Source organism: Bacillus sp. LB7, from assembly GCF_030449715.1.
GTDB classification, from domain to species: Bacteria; Bacillota; Bacilli; order Bacillales; family Bacillaceae; genus Bacillus; species Bacillus paralicheniformis.
In genome coordinates this window covers 1-673 of sequence record NZ_JASGCA010000056.1, presented here as the reverse complement: position 1 = coordinate 673, position 673 = coordinate 1, and the positions used below count along the sequence as shown (strand labels likewise).

At 37.4% G+C, this 673-nt stretch carries 1 protein-coding gene; it reads left to right on the top strand.

Features of this window, described 5'->3' with window-relative positions:
* The first annotated feature begins 132 nt into the window (after positions 1-132).
* Positions 133-615 carry an IS200/IS605 family transposase gene (tnpA, locus tag QMZ64_RS23025; protein ID WP_165428596.1) on the top strand — a complete coding sequence of 161 codons (483 nt, stop codon included), beginning with the start codon at positions 133-135 and terminating at the stop codon, positions 613-615.
* Positions 616-673 lie beyond the last annotated feature (58 nt).

Sequence of the window (673 nt, the reverse complement as noted above, 5' to 3'; positions counted from 1 at the left end):
TTGTGAAAAAGAAAACCCTAGGCTAGGCCTAGGGTTCCAAAAAGCTTTCAGCGTTGTATTAAGAAAACTCCCCCGGGTGCTAAAATATTTTTGGTTCGCCAACCAAAATATCAACATACGGAGGAGTTTTTTATGTCAAAAGACACTAACAGTTTAGCACACACAACATGGAATTGTAAGTATCACATCGTATTTGCCCCGAAGTATAGAAGGCAAGTCATTTATGGAAAAATCAAAAAAGATATTGGAGAAATACTTCGAACCTTATGTGAAAGGAAAGGTGTCGAAATTATCGAAGCAACAGCGTGTAAAGATCATATTCATATGTTAGTGAGCATACCGCCAAAGATAAGCGTATCGGCATTTGTGGGATATTTAAAAGGTAAAAGCAGTTTAATGATATTTGATCGACACGCAAATTTAAAATACAGATATGGGAATCGGAAATTTTGGTGTACTGGATATTATGTAGATACAGTAGGAAGAAACAAAAAGGTGATAGAAGAATATATACGAAATCAAATACAAGATGATATCGTCGCAGAGCAAATAACGATGATGGAATACATCGATCCTTTCACAGGTGAGGAGGTCAAGCAAAGGAAACGAAAGTAAGGCGAAGGCCTTTGAGGTCTGGCCAGTAGAAGTAGTACATAAGGCGAACCATTCAGAA